The 16364-nt window shown below is 73.0% G+C and carries 11 protein-coding genes; 5 read left to right on the plus strand and 6 right to left on the minus strand.

Translation table 11 applies throughout. From position 1 onward, the window contains the following. Positions 1 to 67: 67 nt before the first annotated feature. On the minus strand, positions 68 to 1543 hold the full coding sequence (gene nsdA / locus ACZ4NB_RS23915; RefSeq protein ID WP_467664632.1) for a transcriptional repressor NsdA: 1476 nt from the start codon (positions 1541 to 1543) through the stop codon (positions 68 to 70). A gap of 521 nt (positions 1544 to 2064) precedes the next feature. Here nsdA and ACZ4NB_RS23920 point away from each other — a divergent pair. Beyond that, positions 2065 to 2733, plus strand: coding sequence for a bifunctional DNA primase/polymerase (locus ACZ4NB_RS23920; RefSeq protein ID WP_467664548.1), 669 nt, complete (start codon positions 2065 to 2067; stop codon positions 2731 to 2733). 60 nt (positions 2734 to 2793) lie between these two features. On the opposite strand, the gene ACZ4NB_RS23925 is transcribed toward ACZ4NB_RS23920, so the two are convergent. Continuing rightward, positions 2794 to 3684: an alpha/beta fold hydrolase gene (locus tag ACZ4NB_RS23925; protein WP_467664550.1), complete on the minus strand. Its 891-nt coding sequence runs from the start codon at positions 3682 to 3684 to the stop codon at positions 2794 to 2796. Between the two features lie 105 nt (positions 3685 to 3789). Then, positions 3790 to 5025 (minus strand): signal recognition particle-docking protein FtsY, encoded by a 1236-nt coding sequence (gene ftsY, locus ACZ4NB_RS23930; RefSeq protein WP_467664552.1) that lies wholly within the window; start codon positions 5023 to 5025, stop codon positions 3790 to 3792. A 144-nt stretch (positions 5026 to 5169) separates the two neighbouring features. On the opposite strand from ftsY, the gene ACZ4NB_RS23935 reads away from it, so the two are divergent. The 3 genes from ACZ4NB_RS23935 (at position 5170) to ACZ4NB_RS23945 (ending at position 9287) form a co-directional block, all read left to right on the plus strand. Further along, on the plus strand, positions 5170 to 6402 hold the full coding sequence (locus tag ACZ4NB_RS23935) for an NAD(P)/FAD-dependent oxidoreductase (protein WP_467664554.1): 1233 nt from the start codon (positions 5170 to 5172) through the stop codon (positions 6400 to 6402). A 234-nt stretch (positions 6403 to 6636) separates the two neighbouring features. Beyond that, on the plus strand, positions 6637 to 8124 hold the full coding sequence (locus tag ACZ4NB_RS23940) for a purine-cytosine permease family protein (protein ID WP_467664556.1): 1488 nt from the start codon (positions 6637 to 6639) through the stop codon (positions 8122 to 8124). 182 nt (positions 8125 to 8306) lie between these two features. Then, positions 8307 to 9287, plus strand: a complete 981-nt coding sequence (locus tag ACZ4NB_RS23945; RefSeq protein WP_467664634.1) for an LLM class flavin-dependent oxidoreductase — start codon at positions 8307 to 8309, stop codon at positions 9285 to 9287. Between the two features lie 46 nt (positions 9288 to 9333). On the opposite strand, the gene ACZ4NB_RS23950 is transcribed toward ACZ4NB_RS23945, so the two are convergent. After that, on the minus strand, positions 9334 to 9705 hold the full coding sequence (locus tag ACZ4NB_RS23950) for a cupin domain-containing protein (protein ID WP_467664558.1): 372 nt from the start codon (positions 9703 to 9705) through the stop codon (positions 9334 to 9336). A 70-nt stretch (positions 9706 to 9775) separates the two neighbouring features. Between ACZ4NB_RS23950 and ACZ4NB_RS23955 the strand changes: the two genes are divergently transcribed. Beyond that, a complete protein-coding gene (locus ACZ4NB_RS23955) occupies positions 9776 to 10861 on the plus strand; it encodes a helix-turn-helix domain-containing protein (protein WP_467664560.1) in 1086 nt (361 codons plus the stop codon). Positions 10862 to 10881: 20 nt separating this feature from the next. On the opposite strand, the gene ACZ4NB_RS23960 is transcribed toward ACZ4NB_RS23955, so the two are convergent. Together ACZ4NB_RS23960 and ACZ4NB_RS23965 are read right to left on the minus strand one after the other, a co-directional pair. After that, positions 10882 to 12300, minus strand: coding sequence for a sugar porter family MFS transporter (locus tag ACZ4NB_RS23960; RefSeq protein WP_467664562.1), 1419 nt, complete (start codon positions 12298 to 12300; stop codon positions 10882 to 10884). A gap of 280 nt (positions 12301 to 12580) precedes the next feature. Next, positions 12581 to 16312, minus strand: coding sequence for a chromosome segregation SMC family protein (locus tag ACZ4NB_RS23965; RefSeq protein ID WP_467664564.1), 3732 nt, complete (start codon positions 16310 to 16312; stop codon positions 12581 to 12583). Positions 16313 to 16364 lie beyond the last annotated feature (52 nt).

Consider the following 16364-nt stretch of genomic DNA (forward strand, 5'->3'; position numbering starts at 1 on the left):
CTGGCAGGGGGGAGCCGAGTCGGGCTGTACGGGGCGGCGGCCGCGGCCGGAGTGGTGGGGGATGCCGTCAGCCGACGGCTTCCGCGGTTTCCGGGAGCTGGCGGGCGAGCTCGTCGGTGAGCTGGATGACCTCGGCGACGCCGCCGAACTCCCGGGCGGCGGTGTCCACGGTCTTGCGCAGCCGGGTGTTGACCCGCTCCGAGCGGACCTGCCGGGCGAAGGGGATGGCCTGCTGCGCCATCTCCGCGCAGGCCACCGGCTCCTTCTGCAGCAGCCGGACGGTGGCCATGCCGATCAGGTTGAGCGCATACGAACGCTGATGCTCGGCGTCCTTGCCGAACAGTTCGACGGCCCGCTCCATGACGGGCTCGGCGAGCGAGGCGTACGTGGGGCTGCGGCCGGCCACATAGGCCAGATCGCGGTAGGAGTGGGCGTTCTCGGCGTTCAGCTCGGCCTCGGAGAAGAAGCGGATCCAGTCCGGCTCGGGCTCGCCGGGCAGGACGTCGGAGAAGGTGTCCTCGGCCATCCGGACGGCCCGCTTGACCTTGCTGGGCTGGCCCATGCCGGCGTAGGCGCGGGCCTCCATCGCATACAACATCGCCTGGGTGCGCGGGGTCGCCGTCTCCCGGCTGCCGTACTGGGCGAGGTGGATCAGCTCCAGCGCGTCGTCGGGCCGGCCGAGGTGGATCATCTGCCGGCTCATGCTGGAGAGGATGTACGAGCCCAGGGGGCGGTCGCCGGCCTCCTTGGAGGCGTGCAGCGCCAGCACGAAGTACTTCTGCGCGGTCGGCTGGAGCCCGATGTCGTAGCTCATCCAGCCGGCCAGCTCGGCGAGCTCGGCGGCGACCTTGAAGAGCCGCTTGGCGACCGGCGCCGGCTGCGGCTCCTGGAGGAGGTCGGTGACCTCGTGGAGCTGGCCGACGACCGCCTTGCGCCGCAGCCCGCCGCCGCACTGCGCGTCCCATTGGCGGAACATCGCGGTGGTCGACTCCAGGAGGTCCAGCTCCGGCTTGGACAGCCGCGCGGGGCGCCTGGCCCGCTCGGGCTCCTCCGGGCCGGCCTGGCTCGCGGGGACGGGCACCAGCCAGCGCTGCATCGGCTCGATGAGGCTGGGGCCGGCGGCGAGCGCCAGGGAGGTGCCGAGGAAGCCGCGGCGCGCCAGCATCAGGTCGCTGCGGGAGAACTCGCTGATGAGGCCGACCGTTTGGGCGCCGGCCCAGGGCAGGTCCACGCCGGAGACGGACGGGGACTGGTGCGCGGAGCGCAGCCCCAGCTCCTCGACGCCGACCACGCAGCCGAAGCGTTCGGAGAACAGCTCGGACAGGATCCGGGGAATGGGCTCGCGCGGCTGCTCGCCGTCGAGCCAGCGGCGCACCCGCGAGGTGTCGGTGCTGATGTGGTGGGCGCCCATCTGGCGCGCCCGGCGGTTGACCTGTCGTGCCAGCTCGCCCTTGGACCAGCCGCTGCGCATGAACCACGAACCCAACTGCGCGTTGGGCTGTTTGACGGCGTCGGTGCCGCCCGTGCCGCCGTTGCCGCCCACTGGAAGCCCCTCCCGATAGCTGCCTTGGTGCCTGGTGCCTTGGTACTTGCTGTACTCGGTACCTGGTGCGTGCCTGGTGCTCACTGCGAACCACCCGCAGGCCGCCGCCCGTTGCGACGCCTGTCCGGGGTACATCTACCCGATCACGGATTCCGGCCACACCTTTTGGCCTGTGCTCTACCGGTGCGTTGCCACCGGCATACCCGTGCGAATGATGCCTCTCGGGGGTTCGTGCACTGAAAGTAATCCTACGATCACGCCCCCCGCGAGGGCGATTGCGGAAACGCCACCATTCGCCACCCCTTCGAATGAACTGCCCGGCCAGCTCTCACGATTGACTTGACACAGGTCGCGTACGGCCGGGCGGAACGGAGCACGCAAGGGCTCGCGGTTCACCCCGCACCACCCGGCGCGCCACGTCACGCCACCGCCGTTTCGGGCCGTCGACGGAGCGTGCAGGGCGCCCCGACGTCAACCCGCCGACTCGTAACCACTGGCACGCACCACCCGTTGGAGGAGGCATGGGCTTCACGATCGGCGGCATCCGGGAGATGCGTTCCGCCTCCCGGCGCCGCGTCCGCTCGACCGAGATCACGGCGGTGGCGGAGTACACCGGGCTGTGGGGCTGGGACGTCGCCCCCGGTGCCCGTGCGGTCCGCGCCGGAGGCGGCCGTACGGACTGTTCGTGCGGCGTCGCCGAATGCCCCTCCCCCGGCGCCCATCCGCTGGCCCTGGGCGAGGAGTTGGCGGCGGGCGCCACCCTGGAGAAGGCCGCCGCGGCGTGGGCGGAGACGCCGGGCGCCGCCATCCTCCTCCCGGTGGGCCGCTCGTTCGACATCCTCGACGTGCCGGAGGTCGCGGGCCGCGTCACGCTGGCGCGCCTGGAGCGGATGGGCCTGCCGCTCGGCCCGGTGGCCGCGACCCCGACCGGCCGTGCGCTGTTCTTCGTCGCGCCGGGCGCGGCCGCCGAACTCCCCGATCTGCTCTACCGGACGGGCTGGGACGACGCGGCCCTCGACCTGCGCCCGCTGGGCCCCGGCGACCACATCACCGCTCCCCCGTCCGACCACGGCGGCCAGGGCCCGATGCGCTGGCTGCGCCCGCCGGACCTGGACGCAGCGGACCGTCCGCCGCAGGCGCGACTGCTCCTGGGCACGCTGGCGTACGTCTGCGCCCGTCTGTGCGCGTGAGCCGGCGCTGCTCCCGCGCACCGCGGGGAGCGACCGGACATCGCGGGCCCCGGCGGCGCCTCATCGCCCGCCGACCGCCGCCGCCCGCCGGGCGCGGTCGAGGAGCGTACGCAGGACGGCCTCGGCGTGGGTCCACAGCACCGCACCCCCGACGCCCGGCACGAGGTGCCGGACGGCTCCGGGGATCCGCAGCGCGAGCCCGGCTCCCTGGTCCGGTGAGTGGCCGGTGTCCTCGGCGCCGTACCACAGGTCCACCGGGATCGTGATCGCGTCGTGGGCGATGCCCCACCGGCCCATGGCCAGCACGGTGTCCCGGGCGTACCCCTGCGGCCCGGGTGCGAAGCCCTCTCGCAGCGCCTCCTGGTAGGCGGCGGCGAAGGCGGGCTCCTCGTAGAGCGCGCGATCGCAGTCCGGGCCGCCGGCCAGCACCATGTTCCACATGTCCTGGGGGGTGAACTCGGCGAAGAGCCGCTCCGCGGCGTCCGGTTCGTGCACCGCGAGTCCGACGAGGCGGGCCAGTTCGTCCGGGAGCCGGCCGGCGAACCTCGGGTCGGCGACCTCGTCCGCCCCGGAGACCACCGCCAGCGCCCCGATGACGTCCTGTGCGGCGCAGGCCAGGGCGAACGGCGCGCCCTGCGAGTTGCCGACCATGGCGGGCCGGTGCAGGCCGCGCCGGGCGGTGAACTCCCGGATGTCCGCGGCGAAACAGGCGAGGGTGCGGCGGGGACGGGGTGCGGAGGCGCCCAGGCCGGGCCGGTCCAGGCTGATCAGCCGGACGCCGAGCGGCTCGACGGCGTCGGCGCCGAATCCCAGCCGCCGGCTGGTGGCCGCGCCCGGGGAGAGCAGCACCGGTGTGCCGTCCACCGGGCCCCACTCGGCCCAGCCCAGCAGCCGTCCGTCGGGGAGTCGTTCCGCGCCGGTGCGTGCCGGGGCGGTGAGGCGTAATGTCATGATCCAAGAGTGCCGCACGGCCCGGAGACGACCGCGGCCTCCGTCCCCGCGGGGTGCGGGTGCGGAGGCCGAGGGCGGCCGGGGCGTGGCGCCCTGGAGGCGGGATCAGTCGATAAGGGCGTCGACGAACGCCTTCGGCTCGAACGGCGCCAGGTCGTCCGCGCCCTCGCCCAGCCCGACGAGCTTGACCGGGACGCCCAGTTCGCGCTGGACGGCGACGATGATGCCGCCCTTGGCGGTGCCGTCGAGCTTGGTGAGCACCACGCCGGTGATGTCCACGACCTCGGCGAAGACCCGCGCCTGCACCAGGCCGTTCTGGCCGGTGGTGGCGTCCAGGACGAGGAGCACCTCGCCGACCGGGCCGTGCTTCTCGACGACCCGCTTGACCTTGCCCAGCTCGTCCATCAGGCCGGTTTTGGTGTGCAGCCGGCCGGCGGTGTCGATCAGGACGACGTCGGCGGACTCGGCGATGCCCTCCTTCACGGCGTCGAAGGCGATGGAGGCCGGGTCGCCGCCCTCGGGGCCGCGGACCGTGCGGGCGCCGACCCGTTCGCCCCAGGTCTGCAGCTGGTCGGCGGCCGCGGCACGGAAGGTGTCGGCGGCGCCGAGGACGACGGACTTGCCGTCGGCGACCAGGACGCGGGCGAGCTTGCCGGTGGTGGTGGTCTTGCCGGTGCCGTTGACGCCGACGACCATGACGACGCCGGGGATCTCGTCGCCGCCGTTGCCGATGCCGTTGGCGGTGTGCACGGTGCGGTCGAAGTCGGGCCCGATGAGGGTGAGCAGTTCCTCGCGCAGCAGGGCGCGCAGGTCGTCGGGGGTGCGGGTGCCGAGAACCTTGACGCGCTCGCGCAGCCGGTCGACCAGCTCCTGGGTGGGGGCGACGCCGACGTCGGCGGTGAGGAGGGTGTCCTCGATCTCCTCCCAGGTCTCCTCGTCGAGGTGCTCGCGGGACAGCAGGGTCAGCAGGCCCTTGCCCAGGGTGTTCTGGGAGCGGGAGAGCCGGGCCCGCAGCCGGATCAGGCGCCCGGCGGTGGGTTCGGGCACCTCGATCGCGGGCGCGGCGGGCGCCTCGGGCTCGGCGGCCGGCGCCTGGGCCTCGGCCTCGGGGGCCTCGGCGGTGGGCAGTGCGACTTCTTCGATGGTGCGACGGTCTTCGTCGCGGGGGGCTTCGGCCTCCTCGCCGACATGCGGTTCGGCAGGGGGCGCGGTGACGGAGGGCTTGGGGGCAGCCGGCGGGGGCGGCGGCAGCTGCTTCTTCTTGCGGCCGCTGACGACGAGCCCGCTGATCGCGCCGAGCACGACCACGGCGATGACTACAGCAAGGATGACGAATTCCATAACCCCTCCAGTATCAGTCACGCCTCGCCGAGGGGGACCGCACGCGCCGAACCTGGATTCTGGATATCCGGATTGAATCTGGATGTGTAGCATCCTGATTCACTCCCCGGGACAGGCCCGCGGAGCGGTGGGAGGGGAATCCGGATGTTTGATGTCCTGGTTTTGGGGGGCGGTTTCGCCGGGCTGTGGAGCGCCGCCGCGGCGACCAGGCTGCTGCGCGCGCACGGCGGTGGGCCCGCGACCCGCACCGTGGCGCTGCTCACCCCGGACCCGGACCTGGTACTGCGGCCGCGCCTCTACCAGGCCGATCCGGCCCGGATGCGGGTGCCGCTGGACCGGGTGCTGGGCCCGGTCGGGGTGCGGCGGATCGCCGCCCGGGCCACCGCGGTCGACACCGGCCGGCGCCGGGTGACCGCCCTCGCGGCCGACGGCGGCCGCACCGAGGTGGCCTACCGGCGCCTGGTCCTCGCCACTGGGAGCGCGCTGGTCCGGCCCGAGCTGCCCGGCGCCGCGCTGCTGCACGACATCGACACCCTCCCGGCGGCCGTACGGCTGGCCGGGCATCTGCGGGCACTGCCCGAGGCGCCGGACGGACCGGGCCGCTGGACCGCGGTGGTCGTCGGCGCCGGCTTCACCGGGCTGGAGCTCGCCACCGAGCTCGTCGGCCGGCTGCGGGCACTGGCGGCGCCCCACGGCGCGGCGGACGAGGTGCGGGTGGTGCTGGTGGAGCGCGCCGCGGTGGTCGGCGAGGGCCTGGGCGCAGCGGCCCGGCCGGTGATCACCCGGGCGCTGGACGAGCTGGGCGTCGAGCGCCGTCTCGGCACCACGGTCACCGGCCTGGACGAGGGCGCGGTGCGCCTGTCGGACGGCGGCACCCTGCCGGCCCGTACGGCCGTGTGGACCGCGGGGATGCGGGCGAGCGCGCTGACCGCGCAGATCCCGGCGCCCCGGGACGCGCTGGGGCGGCTCGCCGTGGACGGCGCGCTGCGGGTGCGCGGCGTGGCGGGCGTCTACGCGGCCGGGGACACCGCGGCGGCCACCGACCAGGGCGGCCACCCGCTGCCGCAGAGCTGCCAGCACGCCACCCCGCTCGGCAAGGTGGCCGGGCACAACGCCGCGGCCGATCTGCTCGGTCTGCCGCCGGCGGACTTCGCCCCCGACCCGTACGCGACCTGCCTGGACCTCGGCGAGGCCGGTGCGGTGGCCACCAGCGGCTGGGACCGGACGCTGCGCGAGGGGCCCGCGGGCTTCGCCAAGGACCTCAAGCGCGCCATCAACGAGTCGTGGATCTCACCGCCGGTCGATGACGCGGGGGAGCTGCTGCGGCGGGCGGACCACCGGGTCGGCCAGCGGCGTCCCGTCCCGGCCTCCGGCTGATCAAACCTGGTCAAAGCGGTAGGACTGGACCCTTCGACGAGCATGGGTCACACTCGTCCTCGTCAACGGGTCCAACAGCGCACAGTGGCAGAAGTTGGATCAAAGTACGATGGTGGACGGCCGCGCAACGCGCGTAGAGTCCTGGCAATCGCATTCTGGCCGGGCATCACAGCCGCTGCCTGCACCTCCCGCTCCGGGGGTGCCCCAGATCCCCGCACGGAGATACCTGCACTCATGGACACCAGCACCACGTCCGCATCCACTGCCGAGACCGAAGGCGCCGTCGAGACCCGAGGCATCGAGCCGGTTCCCGACCACGAGCGCCGGGGCCGGGTCCGCGAGCTCTTCCCCACCTGGGTCGCCGCCAACATCAGCGTGCTGCTGCTCACCATGGGCGCCTCCCTGGTGATCAACAACGGGCTGAACTTCTGGCAGGTCCTGATCGTGGCCGCCGTGGCCTCCGCCGTCTCCTTCGGCATGGTCGGCCTGCTGTCGGTCTCCGGTAAGTGGGGCGGCGCTCCGGGCGCGATGCTCTCCCGCGCCGCCTTCGGCGTGCGGGGCAACTACTTCCCGGGCGCGATCCTGTGGGTCGCCCGCTTCGGCTGGGAGACGATCAACGCGGTCACCGGCGCGTACGCCATCCTGACCGTGCTGAACCTGGTGTTCGGCATCAAGGCGAACAACGTCCTGATCGTCGTGACGCTGCTCGGCTTCGTCGCCTGCACCTTCCTGGTGAGCGGTCTGGGCCGCAAGGCGCTGAACCTGTGCAACAAGTACTCGACGTACCTGTTCAGCGCGATCAGCGTGGTCGTCCTGGTCCATCTGATCGTCAAGATGCCGTGGAGCGACATCCTCTCCAAGTCGCCGGGCAGCGCCACCCTGATGATCGCGGGCATCGGCACCATCGCCGCCGGCGGCATCAGCTGGGTCCCCACCGGCCCGGACTTCGCGCGCTACCTGCCGCACTCCGCCTCCGGCAAGAAGATCGTCGGCACCACCATCTCCGGCGCGGCCCTGGTGCTGATACCGATGGTGATCATGGGTGGCGTGATGGCCGTCGGCAACCCGTCGCTGGCCAACCAGAACACCGACCCGATGTCGTTCCTCGGCCAGGTCCTGCCGCGCGAGATCGCGATTCCGTACCTGATCACCGCGCTGATCGGCATGATGCTGATCAACAGCCTGTCGATGTACTCCGCGGGCTTCACCGCCCAGACCATGGGCGTGAAGCTGCCGCGCGCCATGGCGGTCAGCATCAACGCCGCCATCAGCCTGGTCGGCGGCCTGTTCATGATGCTGGTGGCCAAGGACTTCATCGGCCAGTTCATCGCCTTCCTGACGCTGCTCGCGGTCTCCTTCTCCGCCTGGATCGGCGTCTACGGCATCGACATGGCGCGGCGCCGCAGGCTGGCGGTGCGCTACGACGCCGAGGGCCTGATGAACACCGGCCGCACCAGCCGCTACTGGTACGTCGGCGGCTTCTGCTGGCAGGCCATGACCGCCTGGTCGGTCGCGCTCGTCGCGGGCCTGTGCTTCACCAAGGTCCAGTGGTTCACCGGCCCGCTGGCCGGCACCTGGATCGGCGAGAACGGCCTGGGCTGGGCGGCCACGATCGCCATCGCCGCGCTGGTCTTCGCCGTACTGCCGGCGCCCAGGGAGAACGTGCCGGCGGCCGTCGAGGCGCCGGGCGCCGAGGCCCGCCGGACGGCCGAGGTGGGCTGACCCCCGCCGCCCCCGGCCGACGCGGCGGCCGGATCACGCCCCTAGTGAACTGACGCCACGTCAGCTAACGTCCCCTTCGCCAACCGTTCTTGGCGAAGGGGACGTTTGCCATGTCAGCCCTGCCCTCCCACCCGTCGCCCGACCACCACCCCTCAACGAGTCGCTTCGCGCCGCCCCGTTGGATGACCGTCGTTCGCTTCAACCTCGTCGACCCCTCCCCCACGCCCGCCGCGCTGACCGCGCGCTACCGCGCCGCCGTCGAGATGGCGGCCTTCGCCGACGACCGCGGTCTGACGATGGTCCAGACCGAGGAGCACCACGCCACCACCAACGGCTGGATGCCCTCGCCGCTCACCTTCGCCGGCGCCGTCTTCGGCGCCACCCGCCGGATCGGCGTCACCGTCTCCGCGCTGATCACCCCGCTGCACGACCCGCTGCGGCTGGCCGAGGACCTCGCCTCGCTCGACCTGCTCAGCGGCGGGCGGCTGACCACCGTCGCGGGCCTCGGCTACCGGCCCGAGGAGTACGCGGCGCACGGCAAGGACTGGCGGCGCCGGGGCGCGCTCCAGGACGAGGTGCTGGCGACGCTGCTGTCCGCCTGGACCGGCGAACCCTTCACCTATCAGGGGCGTACGGTCCGGGTGACCCCGCGCCCGTACACCCGGCCGCATCCGCCGCTGCTGATCGGCGGCAGCTCCCGCGCCGCGGCCCGGCGCGCCGCCCGCCTGGGGCTGCCGCTCTTCCCCAGCGCCCACCTCCCCGAGCTGGCGGCCTACTACCACGAGCAGCGCGCGGCCTTCGGCACCGACGGCTGGGTGCTGCAGCCGCCGGACCGGACCTCGCTGCTGCACCTGTCCGAGGACCCGGACCGGACGTGGGCCCAGTACGGCGGCCATCTGCTGCACGAGGCGCGGACGTACGCCTCCTGGCAGTCCGCCGGCACCCGCTCCGCGGTGCGCTCAAGCGCGCGGGACGCCGAAGCGCTGCGCGAGGAGGGCGTCTACCGCGTCCTCACCCCGGACGAGTGCGTGAAACTGGCCCAGGAGACGGGCGCCCGGGGCCCGTTGATCCTGCACCCGCTGTGCGGCGGGATGCCCGTCGACGAGGGCTGGCGTTCACTGCACCTGTTCGCCGAGCGGGTGCTGCCCCGCCTCAAGGACTGACGCCCGGCGCGGTGCGACGGCGCGGCCCCGGAGGCGGGGCGGCCGCTCAGCCCTCCGGGTAGAAGACGAACAGGCGGCAGCCCGTCGCCGACTGCGGTATGTGCCAGGACCCGGCCGGCGCGTGGAGGAAGGACCCCGCCGGGTAGTCGCGGTCGCCGTCGTGGAAGGTGCCCGAGAGCACGAAGACCTCCTCGGGGCCCGGCTCGTGCACATCGACGCCTTCCCAGCGGCTGCCCGGGTCCATCTCCAGGACCTGGGCCTTCGCCCCGTCGGCGCCGGTCCACAGGGGCCGGGCGCGGATGCCGGGGAACAGCTCCTTGACGGGGGCGTCGTCCAGCGCCGCCCATGCGTAGCCCGCGGTGCCGCCCACCCCGCCGGCGGGCGCGGTCGTCGGATGGTTGGTGTGTATGTCGCTCATGCCTCCACCCTGGCCGGTCGGGACGCACTCCCCCAGTGTCAGAAATGACGTCCTGGAGTACTTTCCTGCCATGACCGGATCACCCCGGGACGCCGCACCGCACGCCCCCGCGCACCGCGTGGTGGCGCTGGTGTCCCCGCCCCAGTCGACCTTCGAACTCGGCTGTGCCGCCGAGGTCTTCGGCACCCGCCGCCCCGGGCTGCCCGCCCACTACGACTTCCGCGTGTGCGCTCCGGAGCCGGGCCCGGTACGGACGACGGCGGGCTACGACATGCTGGTGGGCGCGGGCCTGTCCGCGCTGCGGACCGCGGACACCGTCGTCATCCCGGGCTGGACCCCACCGGACGCGCCGCTGCCGCCTGCGGTGCGCCGGGCGCTGCTCGCGGCGCATGCCCGCGGCGCCCGGCTGGTCAGCATCTGCTCCGGGGCGTTCGCCCTGGCCCAGACCGGGCTGCTGGACGGGCGCCGGGCGACCACCCACTGGAAGCGGGCGGCCGAACTGGCGGCGCGCTTCCCCCGTGTGGAGGTGGATCCGGCCGTGCTGTACGTCGACCACGGCGACCTCGCGACCAGCGCCGGCGCCGCGGCCGGGGTCGATCTGTGCCTGCATCTCGTGCGCGGCGACCACGGAGCGGCCCATGCCGCCCGGATCGCCCGCCACATGGTCATGCCGCCGCACCGCGAGGGGGACCAGATCCAGTACGCGGCGTCGCCTCCCGCGCAGGGCGTCGATCCGGCGCTCGACATGGACCGGTCGCTGGCCCCGCTGCTGGAGTGGGCGGCCGGCCGGCTGTCCGAGCCGCTGTCGGTCGAGGACCTGGCCGGCCGGCTGCGGGTCTCCCCGCGCACCCTCGCCCGCCGGTTCGCCGGGCAGCTGGGCACCAGCCCCGGCCAGTGGCTGCTGGGCCGCCGTATCGGGGCGGCCCGCGCCCTGCTGGAGGAGACCGATCTGACCGTCGAGGCGATCGCGCTGCGGGTCGGCCTGTCCTCGGCGACCAACCTCCGCCGCCGCTTCCAGCAGGCCCTGCACACCACGCCGGCGGCGTACCGCAGGGCGTTCCGGACGACCGGGACCGGCGGGCGCGAGGACCCCGGTGCCGACACAAAGACTGCTGCCCCGGGTCGCCTTGGGACCCGGGGCAGCAGCCAGTACTGAGGAGAAGGACTGGCGGGGGGTTAGCCCATCTCCTCCAACGCCTTGCCCTTCGTCTCCTTCACGAACTTCAGCACGAAGGGGATCGAGAGCAGGGCGAAGAATGTGTAGATCACGTACGTACCCGAGAGGTTCCAGTCGGACAGGCTCGGGAAGCTGGCGGTGATGGCCCAGTTGGCGATCCACTGCGCGGAGGCGGCGACGCCGAGCGCGGCGGCGCGGATCTTGTTCGGGAACATCTCGCCGAGGAAGACCCAGACCACGACGCCCCAGGAGAGCGCGAAGAAGAGCACGAAGACGTGCGCGGCGATCAGGGCCACGGTGCCTTCGGCGGCCGGCAGCGTACCGGCGGCGGTCTTGGCGGAGAAGGCCCATGCCTCCAGCGCGAGCGAGACGGCCATACCGGCCGAGCCGATCAGCGCCAGCGGACGACGGCCGATCTTGTCGACGAAGATCATCGCGATGACGGTGCCGATGATGTTGATGATCGACGTGGTGAAGCTGTAGAAGAACGAGCTCTCGGGGTTGATGCCGACGGACTGCCACAGCGTCGAGGAGTAGTAGAACGCGACGTTGATGCCGACCAGCTGCTGGAAGACCGAGAGGCCGATGCCGACCCAGACGATCGGCAGGAAGCCCATCTTGCCGCCGAGCAGGTCCTTGAACGTGGACTTGTGCTCGCTGCGCATCGCCTGGTCGATCTCGGCGACCCGGGTGTCGAGGTTCACGCTGTGGCCCTCGACCTCGGCGAGCACCTCCTTGGCGCGGTCGACCTTGCCGACGGAGATCAGGTAGCGCGGCGACTCGGGGATCGCGAAGGAGAGCAGACCGTAGAGCACCGCCGGGACGACCATCACGCCGAGCATCCACTGCCATGCCTCAAGGCCGGCGAGCGTGCCGCGCTGCTTGCCGTCGGCGAGGTTGAGGATGCCCCAGTTGACGAGCTGGGAGATGGCGATGCCGACGACGATCGCGGCCTGCTGGAACGAGCCGAGCCGGCCGCGGTAGGCGGACGGCGAGACCTCGGCGATGTAGGCCGGGCCGATGACCGAGGCCATACCGATCGCGAAACCGCCGATGATCCGCCAGAAGGCGAGGTCCCAGAGGGAGAAGGGCAGGGCCGAACCGACGGCGCTGATGGTGAAGAGCACCGAGGCGATCTGCATCACACGGATGCGGCCTATCCGGTCCGCGATCCGGCCGGCGGTGGCGGCACCGATGGCGCAGCCGATCAGCGCGACGGCGATCACCTGGGCGAGTACGGCGGACCCGACGTCGTAGCGGCTGCGGATCGCCTCGACGGCACCGTTGATGACGGAACTGTCGTAGCCGAAGAGAAAGCCGCCCATCGCGGCAGCCGCGGTGATGAAGATGACATGGCCGAGGTGCTCGGGGTGGGCCTTACGGCCTTCCGGGACCGTCGGCTGCGCGGTGCTGGTCAACGTGAACTCCAGTGGCCCGGCTGCGCTGCCGGGCGTAGGGGGCTGGCCCTTCTAGTGGTGCATAGGTTGGGGGTACCCACCACTTGAAGGTAAAAGCAACGTTGCAGAGACTATGCCTTCAAGTTTCGAAGTCAATACCGCGGAATGATTTTGTTTCTTGGTTACCTGAGGTGGCATTCGTTCAAGTTGTGAACTGATGGAGTGTCGGACACTCCCTGCGATCAACAAGGGGGACGAACGGCGGGACAAAGAGGGACATCACAGGCATTCCTATTCGTGGTCAGTGCAGCCGCTGGCTGATGACCTTCGATACGCCGTCCCCTTGCATCGATACCCCGTAGAGCGCGTCCGCGACCTCCATCGTCCGCTTCTGATGCGTGATCACGATCAGCTGGGAGCTCTCCTGCAGCTCCTCCATGATCCGGATCAGCCGCTGCAGATTGGTGTCGTCCAGCGCCGCCTCGACCTCGTCCATCACATAGAACGGGCTGGGCCGGGCCTTGAAGATCGACACCAGCAGCGCCACCGCGGTCAGCGACCGCTCACCGCCCGACAGCAGCGACAGCCGCTTGACCTTCTTGCCCGGAGGGCGCGCCTCGACCTCCACCCCGGTCGCCAGCATGTCGTCCGGATCGGTCAGCACCAGCCGTCCCTCGCCGCCCGGGAAGAGCCGGGAGAAGACGCCCTCGAACTCCCGCGCGGTGTCGTGGTACGCCTCGGTGAAGACCTGCTGCACCCGCTCGTCGACCTCCTTGATCACCTGAAGCAGGTCGGCCCGGGTCTTCTTCAAGTCTTCAAGCTGTTCGCTCAGGAACTGGTGCCGCTCCTCCAGCGCCGCGAACTCCTCCAGCGCCAGCGGGTTCACCTTCCCGAGCTGCTGATACGCCCGCTCAGCCGCCTTGAGCCGCTTCTCCTGCTCGGCGCGCACGAAGGCCACCGGCTGGTTGCGGGGATCGTCGGGGTCCTCCGGCAGCACCTCGCCCTCGGCCGGCGGCGACGGCGGTACGGGCTGCTCGGGGCCGTACTCCGACACCAGCGCGGCCGGCTCCACCCCCAGCTCCTCCAGCGACCTGGACTCCAGCTGCTCGATCCGCAGCCGCTTCTCCGCGCCCAGCACCTCGCCGCGGTGCACCGAGTCCGTCAGCTTGTCCAGCTCGGCCTTCAGCTCCCGGGAGACGTTGCGCTCGGCCACCAGCGCCTGCTCCCGCTCGGCCTTGGCCCGCTCCGCGGCGCCCCGCTCGCCGTCGGCCCGTACGACCGACACCTCGACATGCGCCAGCAGCTGCCGGGCCCCGGAGGCGACCGCCCCGGCCACCTCCGCCTCGTGGCGCAGCCGGGCGCGCCGCCGTTCGGCCCGCGCCCGTGCCTCGCGCTCGGCGCGCGCCCCCCGGTCCAGCCCATCCGCCCGTCCGGCCAGCGCCTTCACCCGCTCCTCGTGCGTACGCGCCTGAAGCCGGGCCTCCATCTCGGTCTGCCGCGCATTGGCCCCGTCGGCCGCCAGCCGGTCCCGCACGGAGGTGTCGGGCTCCTCGTCGCCGGCGCCCGGCTCCTCCTCGGCCACCGCCAGCCGCTCGGCCAGCTCCTCGGCCTCCTCGGTGGCCCGCACCAGCGCCTCCTCGGCCCTGGCGGCCGCCGCGGCGGAGCGCTCGGCCTCGCCGGCGGCGGCCCGCGCCTGCCCGCCGAGCCGCCCCAGGTCCCCGGCGACCTTCGACTTCTCCCGGTCCGCCGCCCGCCGCCGCTCGGCCAACTCCTCGACCAGCGCGGCACACTCCGTACGGCGCTCCCCGGCCGCCCGCTGCGCCTCGGCCAGCTCCTCGCAGCGCGCCGCCAGCTCCTCCAGCTCGGCCGCCGCCTCGTCGACGGATGCCTGCACCTCCAGCAGACTCGGCGCTCCGGCGGAGCCGCCCTGCGCGAAGTGCGCCCCGAGCAGATCGCCCTCACCGGTCACCGCCACCAGCTCCGGCCGCGCGGCCACCAGGTCCTCGGCGTCCTCCAGCGTCCCGACGACCACGACGTCCCGCAGCAGCCGGGCGACCGCGGCGGTCAACTCCGGCGGCCCCTTGATCAGTTCACCGGCCGCCACGGGCGCGGAGCGCGGGCCGGGGACACGGTGTACGGCGGTCTCAGGGGCATCACCGGCACCACCAGCATCACCGGCACCATGTGCCCCAGCAGTCCCAGCGCTCCCGGCCCTCGCCGACACCGCAACGGCCTCCACCGCCTCCGTGGCCGCCTCCTCCACGGCCCGCGCGGGCCCGGGCACCAGCCCGGTGGCGCCGCCGCCGCGGCTCCGGCCGTCCCCCAGCAGCATCGCCGCGCGCCCCGCGTCCTGCTTGCGCAGCAGCCGGATGGCGTCGGCGGCGGTGGCCGGCCCGTTGACGGCGACGGCGTCCGCGGCCGCACCGAGGGCGGCCGCGACCGGGATTTCGAAGCCGGGGGTGACGGCCAGCAGCTCCGCGGCCGGGCCGAGCAGCCCGCCGAGGTGGTCGGCCGCCGCCAGCAGGGCCCCCGTACCGTCCTTGCGGCGCAGCCCGAGCGCCAGTGCGTCGTGCCGGGCGGCGGTCGCGGCGCGCTTGCGCTCGGCCGCGGTCAGCGCCTCACGCGCGGCGCCCAGCGCGGCCTCCGCCTCCGCCAGCTCCCGACGGGCCGCGTCATGGGCCGCCGCGCTCTCCTCGTCGTCCGCGTCCAGCCCCTCGACCTCGGCCCTGAGCTGCTCGTACTCCTCCTGGGCGGCGGCCGCCCGCCGGCGGGCGCCGTCCCGGGCCTCGGCCAGCCGCCCGATCTCCGCCTGGGCGGAGGCGGCCCGGCCGCGGGCCGCGGTGACCTGTCCGCTCAGCCGGGCCAGGCCCTCGCGCCGGTCGGCGATGGCGCGCGCCGCGTCCCGCAGCCGCCGCTCCTCGTCCGCCAACTGCCGCTCCAGCCCGGCACGGTGTTCGACGGTGTCCTCCAGCGCCCGGCTCGCGGCCTCCAGCGCGGCCGCCAACTCCGCCTCCTGCTCGCGGATCCGGGCCGCCTCGCGCTCCATGTCCTCGGGGTCGCGCCCGCGCCGCTCCTCCGGCGGGGCCGCCGTGGCGCTCTTGACCCGCGCCTCGGCCAGCGAGATCGTGCCGCGCACCCGCTCGGCGAGCTGCGAGAGCTCGTACCAGGTCTGCTGCGCGCGCTGCACCCGCGGGCTGAGCGTACGGACCTCCTCCTCCAGCGCCGCCTCCCGCTGCTGGGCGGTGCGCAGCCGCTCCTCGGCGGCCTGCTTGCGCTCCTTGAGGGCCGCCTCGTCGGCGATCTCGGCGCGCAGCGCCCGGCGCAGGGCGACCAGGTCGTCGGCGAGCAGCCGCAGCCGGGCGTCGCGCAGATCGGCCTGGATGACGGCGGCGCGCCGGGCCACCGCGGCCTGCCGCCCCAGCGGCTTGAGCTGGCGGCGCAGCTCGTCGGTCAGGTCCTGGACGCGGGCGAGGTTGGCCTTCATCGCGTCCAGCTTCCGCAGCGCCTTCTCCTTGCGCTTGCGGTGCTTGAGGACGCCGGCCGCCTCCTCGATGAACGCCCGCCGGCCCATCGGATCGGCGTGCAGCACCGAATCCAGCTGCCCCTGTCCGACGATGACGTGCATCTCCCGGCCGATACCGGAATCGGAGAGCAATTCCTGGATATCGAGCAGTCGGCAGGTGTCCCCGTTGATCTGGTACTCGCTGCCGCCATTGCGGAACATGATCCGGGTGATGGTGACTTCGGCGTACTCGATCGGCAGTGCACCGTCGGAGTTGTCGATGGTCAGCGAGACCTCGGCACGGCCGAGCGGCGGCCGCCCGGTCGTCCCGGCGAAGATGACGTCCTCCATCTTCCCGCCGCGCAGCGACTTGGCCCCCTGCTCGCCCATGACCCAGGACAGCGCGTCCACGACGTTGGACTTGCCGGAACCGTTGGGGCCCACGACGCAGGTGATACCCGGCTCGAACCGGAGCGTCGTGGCGGAGGCGAAGGACTTGAAGCCTCGCAGGGTCAGACTCTTGAGATGCACGCCGTTGGACTCTACCGGCCCCCTCCCGGCGGGCGGCCCCAACATTCCGGGT

The sequence above is a fragment of the Streptomyces sp. NPDC026575 genome, from assembly GCF_055567415.1.

Excerpts from the sequence above, each read along its gene's own strand:
- ftsY (WP_467664552.1), bottom strand. The coding sequence starts at position 5,025 with ATGGAATTCGTCATCCTTGCTGTAGTCATCGCCGTGGTCGTGCTCGGC.
- ACZ4NB_RS23955 (WP_467664560.1), top strand. The coding sequence starts at position 9,776 with ATGACCGGATCACCCCGGGACGCCGCACCGCACGCCCCCGCGCACCGC.
- ACZ4NB_RS23935 (WP_467664554.1), top strand. The coding sequence starts at position 5,170 with ATGTTTGATGTCCTGGTTTTGGGGGGCGGTTTCGCCGGGCTGTGGAGC.
- ACZ4NB_RS23945 (WP_467664634.1), top strand. The coding sequence starts at position 8,307 with ATGACCGTCGTTCGCTTCAACCTCGTCGACCCCTCCCCCACGCCCGCC.
- ACZ4NB_RS23920 (WP_467664548.1), top strand. The coding sequence starts at position 2,065 with ATGGGCTTCACGATCGGCGGCATCCGGGAGATGCGTTCCGCCTCCCGG.
- ACZ4NB_RS23925 (WP_467664550.1), bottom strand. The coding sequence starts at position 3,684 with ATGACATTACGCCTCACCGCCCCGGCACGCACCGGCGCGGAACGACTC.
- ACZ4NB_RS23940 (WP_467664556.1), top strand. The coding sequence starts at position 6,637 with ATGGACACCAGCACCACGTCCGCATCCACTGCCGAGACCGAAGGCGCC.
- ACZ4NB_RS23950 (WP_467664558.1), bottom strand. The coding sequence starts at position 9,705 with ATGAGCGACATACACACCAACCATCCGACGACCGCGCCCGCCGGCGGG.